The organism is Moorena sp. SIO3B2 (assembly GCF_010692525.1).
Lineage (GTDB): Bacteria > Cyanobacteriota > Cyanobacteriia > Cyanobacteriales > Coleofasciculaceae > Moorena > Moorena producens.
Genome location: NZ_JAAHHE010000093.1, coordinates 20,555 through 23,655, shown reverse-complemented (window position 1 = coordinate 23,655; position 3,101 = coordinate 20,555). Strand labels below are relative to the sequence as shown.

The window sequence follows — 3,101 nt, the reverse complement described above, 5'->3', positions numbered from 1 at the left end:
GCGGTCTTGGGGGTTTCCCCCATGAGCGACTGCATCAAGAAGCGCAAGAGTTTGACTTCTGACAAAGGACTTCTGACTTCTGACTTCTGCTATAGAATCAAAGGTCTTGTCCCTATAGTTTCCAGGGTCCTGCCAGGAGCTGATGCCTAGATCTCGAATAGTGATGCAGCTTCGGAACAGGGGAGCCAGCGCTGCATCACTTGTTCAAAGGATTGCTAGAATTTATATGCCACCTCACTAACTAAATTTTCCTTTAGCTGTTTGTAGTCTTGGAGTTCCTTTCTCAGATAAACATGCAGGTGATCAATCTCCTCTTTCTGGAGGATTTCTAATATGGCTATGTTCAAGTCATTTATGGCTGCCAAATAGATGGTTTTATCAATCACAAATACCCTAACTATAATCACCCGAGCATTCTCTTCAATGCTGGATAATAAAACGAACATTTTCTGCTTATGCAATCCATCGATAGTCGGAATTTTTCCTTTAATAGCCTGACAAATTCTGGTAGTTTTATCCGCCGAAATACCATCTATTTTAAGAGTTAAATTTATCGCTCCCAACTCCAACGTATCGCCAGGATTTTGTGACCAATAATTGACCACAACTCCACCAATCATTTTAGAATTGGGAATTTTTTTGGTACCACCCACAGTAATAATACGAACCTTTGTGCTTCTCAGACCAATACTGAGTATCTCAACAAAACCATTTATTCCGTCCAATTCTACCCAGTCACCGGGTCTATAGAGACCATCAGCATAGATAACCACTGTACAAAACCAGTCATAGATAATGTCTTTTAATAACAAACCTAAGGCTACACCTGCGCCACCGAGTAGACCGATCAGTGCACCAGCAGATGCCCCCAACAAAATCTCACTGGCTTTACTGGCAGCAATCAAGATTGCTGCGATCTGAAAAAGCCTTGGAAAGTAGGGGACTAACAAATCGTCGAGTTCAGTTTCAGTTTTTGTCGCCAATCCGGCTAGAAGCTCTCCCAGTAGTGGAGCAGCACGGTAAATAATATACGTGGCAATGAACAGAGCGCTCACAAACAGAATCTCGGGGATTTTCTGATTCTGTTCAGGGCTAAGATGACTTCCCACAACTAGATAGGCTAGCCATAGTCCAGCGATCCAAATTAGCCAGCCTAATGGTGCCCTAAGAATCCTAATGAACTCATCGTCTAGGGTGGTTTCTGTACGGCTAGTTATCAGCTCGAGTCTGTGAATGATTATGGCAGTGAACAAGCCTCGCAATATCTGGGTAAGGAGGAGGATAAGCACCACAATAAGTATCGTGGAAACAGGAATGTTGGCGAGCTGGAAGTCGGAATTCAATATCCTTTCTGTGATTAGGTTGATTGTAGTGTTGAATGTACCCTGAAGGTTTTCCATAGTTTCGACCAAAATACAATAACAGAGATCGACCTGTGCCTAGCTAAATGGCAAGTCGATGGCAAATCGATTGGCGAAATGATTTTACTATAAGTTGGGAATTTACCGAATCGTGCTAGGTATGCAATAAATATGATTTAGAGCAATTGCCCGTTTGCGCAGCACCCTAGGAGTCAGGGTGCATCTCATCTTTGTAAAAAAGAAGGGGCCCGGGCGCGGAGAGTCTCCGGCCTGGGCCCAGGAATTTTATTAAAATTTTTGCCTAATTTCAAAGGTGCGCTTTCCGCATCTAATTATTAAATTCCCGTGGCAGCACGCTTTCCAATGGCCGGGTAACCCGGCTTTGGGTCGCGTCTTTCGGCAAAGCCGACGCGGGGCGCGTTCGGGTCGCACCTAAAAGCTATGCAGCTTCGGAATAGGGGAGCCAGGGCTGCATCCCTTGTGCAAAGGATTGCTAGGATTTAGATATCACCTCACTAACTAAATTTCCCTTCATCTGTTTGTAGTCTTCAATTTGCTTTTCCAGCTCAATATGCAGGTGATCAATCTCTTCTTTCTCCAGAATTTCTAATAGGGCTAGATTCAAGGATTGCTGGGCAGCAGTGTAGAGGTTGATATCAATCACATATACTATAATTTTAATTACCCGAGCATTATCTTCAATGTGGGAAAACAAAACTTTCATTTTTTGCTTGTGCAAGCCATCGATAGTCGGGATTAGTTCTTTAATAGCCTGACAAATTCGGGAAGTTTGCTCAGCTGAAATTCCATCAACTTTCAGAGTTAAATTTATGCCCCACTCAAACGTCTTACCAGTCTTCTGGGACCAATTTTCCACAACTCCAGCAATCATTTTAGAATTGGGAACTTTTTTGACAGAACCCCACTCAATAATACAAAGTGTTGTACTTCTCAGACCAATACTGACTATCTGAACAAAACCATTGACTCCGTCCACTACTACCCAGTCACCGGGTTTATAGAGACCATCAGCGTAGATAATCACCGTACAACACCAGTCATAGATAATGTCTTTGAATAACAAACCTAAGGCGACACCTGCACCACCCAGTAGACCGATCAGTGCACCAGCAGATGCTCCCAACAAAATCTCACTGGCTTTAATAGCGGCAATCAGCACTGCTGATATCTGAAAAAGCCTTGGGAAGTAGGGCACAAACAAATCGTCAAGTTCAGTTTCAGTGTTGGCCGCCAATCCGGCTAGAAGCTCCCCCAGTAGTGGCGCAGCACGGTAAAGAATATAGGTAGCAATGAACAGAGCGCTCACAAACAGAATCTCGGGGATTTTCTGATTCTGTTCAGGAGTAAGATGGGTGGCCACAACTAGATGTACTACCCATAGTCCACCGATCCAAATTAGCCAGCCTAATGGTTGCTTAAGAATCCTAATTAACTCATAGTCTAGGGTGGTTTTTGTACGGCTAGTCAGACGCTCGAGTCTGTCAATGATTATTGAAGTGAACAAGCCTCGCAATATCTGGGTGACGAGGAGGATGAGCACCACAATCACTATCGTGGAAACAGGAATGTTGGCGAGCTTGAAGTCGGTATCAAAGATCCTTGCTTTGATTAGGTTGATTGTCGTGTTGAATGTACTTTTAAGGTTTTCCATAGTTTCGACGAAAAGACAACAGCAGAGATCGACCTGTGCCTAGCTAAATGGCAAGTCGATGGCAAGTC

2 protein-coding genes are annotated in these 3,101 nt (G+C 43.8%); both read right to left on the bottom strand.

Translation table 11 applies throughout. The features are described 5' to 3' along the window. Positions 1-215 precede the first annotated feature (215 nt). Entirely contained in the window at positions 216-1,400 is a 1,185-nt protein-coding gene (locus F6K38_RS19640) for a mechanosensitive ion channel domain-containing protein (RefSeq protein WP_008190391.1), read from the bottom strand. A 454-nt stretch (positions 1,401-1,854) separates the two neighbouring features. Next, positions 1,855-3,033, bottom strand: coding sequence for a mechanosensitive ion channel family protein (locus F6K38_RS19635; RefSeq protein WP_008190389.1), 1,179 nt, complete (start codon positions 3,031-3,033; stop codon positions 1,855-1,857). Positions 3,034-3,101 lie beyond the last annotated feature (68 nt).